The 391-nt window shown below is 68.5% G+C and carries 1 protein-coding gene; it reads left to right on the top strand.

Translation table 11 applies throughout. The features are described from left to right. Positions 1-391: molybdopterin-dependent oxidoreductase (locus RA19_RS26765; protein WP_039168525.1), on the top strand; the 391-nt coding region annotated here is incomplete at both ends.

The following is a 391-nucleotide window of genomic DNA, read 5'->3' as shown; positions in this document are numbered from 1 at the left end:
CCGCCGCGACAGACACCGCCCGGCTTGCGGATGTGCTGCTGCCCGCTGCCGCCTGGGCGGAAAAGGACGGGACCGTCACCAACTCGGACCGCACCATCAGCCGTCAGCGTGCGGTTCTGCCGCCGCCCGGTCAGGCCCGCGCCGATTGGGACATTCTGGCCGAGGCCGGCAGGCGTATGGGCTGGGACGCGGCGTTTGACTACAAAACGCCGGCGGAGATATTCCGCGAGCACGCAGCGCTTTCGGGCCTTGCGGGCAGCTTCGGGCTGGATTTCGACATATCCGGTCTCGCAGGAATCTCCGGCCAGGAGTATGACGATCTGTCCCCGCAGCGCTGGCCGGCCAGCCGCAGCCGCCAGGGCGGCCGCTTCTTTGCGGATGGGCAGTTCTT

Origin of the sequence: Leisingera sp. ANG-M1 (assembly GCF_000813745.1) — a bacterium.
Lineage (GTDB): Bacteria > Pseudomonadota > Alphaproteobacteria > Rhodobacterales > Rhodobacteraceae > Leisingera.
Note: the sequence above shows the minus strand (reverse complement) of the source record. Positions and strands in the feature narration are given on the sequence as shown.